Here is a 2,952-nt window from a genome sequence, read left to right as displayed (position 1 = left end):
GGGCGGGGCGGGGTGCGGGAGGCCGCTCCCGGCCGGGCCTGCCTCAGCGGCGGCCGCCGTTGCGATGTACCGATCTTCACATGGTGTGGATCATCTCTCCAATAGCCCGTTTGTCACTGCTGTGCAACAGCGGCAGAGGTAGCGCACACGGCCTCTGACCTGCAAGAACGGTATGAGCCAGTCCGCTTTTCGGCGGGGCGTCGCCCTACGCGCCCAGGTGCTCCAGCGGCCCCGCCGGATACGGCGTCTCGACGGGCAGCAGCGCCCGCGCCGCGGCCAGGTCGCCCGCCTGCACGAGCGACCGGATCTCCGCGGCCAGCGGCGTGACGTCGCGGATCGAGACGGTCCACTCGTCGGCGTACGCGCGCGAGGCGGGCCCGGACAGCCCCAGTTGGAGCGAGCGGTGGGGCAGCGGATTCAGGCGCAGGTCCCGCTCGGGGTCCCACTGGACGCGGACCGGCGAGCCGCGCACCGCCTCCTGCCACGCCTCGCGGTCGCGGTGGGTGCCCGGCTCGTAGTGCGAGAGGCAGGCCCGGCGCAGCGCACCGTCGAAGCCCTCGCGGGTGATCTCGACGGCGAGGACGGTCTCCTGGTCGGTCTTGGCCGCCCAGCCGCAGCGGTACATCATCCACAGGAACGACGGCTTGATCCAGGTCATCCGCTCGCGCTTCCAGGCCGGCGGGAAACGGCCGTCGCGGGCGGCGGGCAGCCCGAGGGAGGGCGCGTAGGCCTGGTAGACGGTGACGGTGGCGGCGGTGTGGGCGGCGCGGATCTGCCGGTACGGAACGGGGGCGGCGGCCTGGTCCGGCGCCGGGCCTGCGGTGTCGGGCATGGGGCCAGACTGCGGGGCGGCGGCCCGCGCCGGCCACCGGTTTTCGCGGCGGCCCCGCTCCCCGCGCGCCCGTTGACGGGTCCTCAGACCTGGTCGTCGGCGAGTTCCGCGACTCCGGTGATGCGGTGCAGGGCGAACGTGCGGACCTCGTCGGCGGTGTGGTCGTAGCCGGTGACGAAGCCGCCCTCCACCCGTACCGGGGCGATGACGCGCTGGCTCGCCGCCCCTTCCGCGTTCACGTACCCGATCCACACGACCGACCCGGTCAGCGCGGCCGCCTGCACGGTGGCGAGGGTCTCCGCGGCGCTGGTGCGCGGCAGCTCCCCGGAGGCGGCCGCCCCGGCCGCCCCGCCCGCGGTTGCCTCCGGCTCCTTGCGCACGGCCGTCGCCGCGAGGTCCCCGGCGCGGATGGCCCGTACGGCCGCGGCCAGCAGGGTCTCGTCCGGCAGGGGCGGCCCCTCCGGTACGGGCACGGGTTTGGCGCGCGCCGGGGTGCGGCGGGCGTCGGCCCGCGCCACCAGCACGTCGCCGGTGTGCGATTCGGCGGCCGGGGCGTAGCCCATGGCTCGCAGCCCGTCGAGCAGCGCGCCCGGATCGGCCTGCGCGGCGAGCACGGTCGGCGCGAGGCGGCGCAGGCCCAGGGGGGCGGACCGCTTGTCGGCGAGGATCTCGCCGAGCAGGGAGTCGTCGTCGCAGCGGACGTACGAGGAGGCGGCGCCGACCCGCAGCCGGCCGTGGCGCCGGGCCACGTCGTCGATCAGGTACGACAGCGGCTGCGGTACCGGGGTGGCGCTGTGCTCGGCGAGAAAGGCGTGCAGGTCGGAGGCGGTGTGCCCGCCGTCGAGGGCGCGGCGCACCGAGCCGGGCGTGAACCGGTAGACGGTCGCTCCGCCCTTGGACTCCACGTCGGCGAGGACGGCCAGCACGTCCGCGAGCGGCCGGGCCAGCGGGCCGGGCGCGACCGCCGTCAGGTCGGCCTGGAGCAGGACGCGGTCGACGGGCTCGGGCAGCAGCGGCGCCAGCGGCTGCGCCGGGTCGCGGTGCTCCAGCAGGGCCCGGCCGGGCGCCGAGAGCGCCCCGCGGCCGGTGACGCCGAGGAGTTCGGCCTCGGTGAGGGTCCGGTGGGCGAGGCGGGCCCGCAGCTCGCTCGTCCCGCGGACGGGCCGCTCCCAGGAGAGCCGGTCGAGGAGGGCCTGCGGGTCGGGGGAGGCGCCTTCGGGGAGCGCGGCGAGGAGTTCGAGGACGCGGCGGCGGACCTCGGGCGCGGCCGACCGGTCGAGGCCGGGGCCGAGGGCGGCGAGGGTGCGGCCCTTGGGGTCCTGCTCGCCGACGGCGCCGGCGGTGCGGGTGGCCGGCAGCCACGCCTCGGCGAGGACCGACCACCTTTCGGCGGGCGGCAGTTCGCGCCAGTCGTCGAAGGCGGGGGTGGGGCCGTACCGCTCGTCGACCTCGCCGTCGGCGGCCAGGAGCCCGGCGGCGTAGGCGAGTTCGATCCAGAACGCGGCGGTCGGCTCGTCCGCGTCGAGGGCGGCCGCCGTGCGCTTCAGGTCGCGTACGGACAGCCCGCCGGCGCGCAGCACGGGCGGTCCGGCGTGCTCCCAGGACTTCACCAGCTCCTCGACGGTCGCGAGCGCGGCCAGCGCCTGCCCGGCCGCGTTGGCGTCGACGAGCGGGGGGCGGTGCTCGCGCTGCACCGCCACCTCCGGCGCGACCGGCTCCGGAGAGCGGTGCGCGAGGCCGCCGCGCAGGTGCAGGGCGACCTCGCGGGGCAGCACCACGGTCCGTGTCGTCGCGGGCAGCAGCAGTCCGCGGTCGCGCAGCCAGCGCACGGGCGGCGCCGGGTTCGCGGTGACCTCCCCGTACGGCGGCCCCCACACGAGCCGGTCCAGCACCTGGCGGGCCTCCGGCGGGGCCTCGTCCAGCAGGGCGGACATCCGCGCCGGATCGGTGAACAGCCCGGTCAGCGCGGCCACCGCCGACACCGGGTCGTGGGTGGCGGGCAGCCCGGCCGCCGCGACGATCTCCTGGATCCGGGTCGGCGACATCCCCGCGGTGGCCTCGGCGACGGTCGGGCCGAGACCGGTCGGGGAGGGGCGGGAGGCGGAGGGGGCGAGGAGCTC

At 77.3% G+C, this 2,952-nt stretch carries 2 protein-coding genes; both read right to left on the bottom strand.

What is annotated here, in order from left to right:
• Positions 1-205: 205 nt before the first annotated feature.
• A complete protein-coding gene (locus tag EF903_RS31090) occupies positions 206-832 on the bottom strand; it encodes a DUF4291 domain-containing protein (protein WP_125548319.1) in 627 nt (208 codons plus the stop codon).
• Positions 833-915: 83 nt separating this feature from the next.
• Positions 916-2,952, bottom strand: a 2,037-nt coding sequence (locus tag EF903_RS31085; RefSeq protein ID WP_125548318.1) for a helicase C-terminal domain-containing protein, incomplete at its 5' end; no start/stop codon positions are given.

Origin of the sequence: Streptomyces sp. WAC05292 (assembly GCF_003949955.1) — a bacterium.
Lineage (GTDB): Bacteria > Actinomycetota > Actinomycetes > Streptomycetales > Streptomycetaceae > Streptomyces > Streptomyces globosus.
This window is presented reverse-complemented; position numbering and strand designations above follow the sequence as displayed.

Excerpts from the sequence above, each read along its gene's own strand:
- EF903_RS31090 (WP_125548319.1), bottom strand. The coding sequence starts at position 832 with ATGCCCGACACCGCAGGCCCGGCGCCGGACCAGGCCGCCGCCCCCGTT.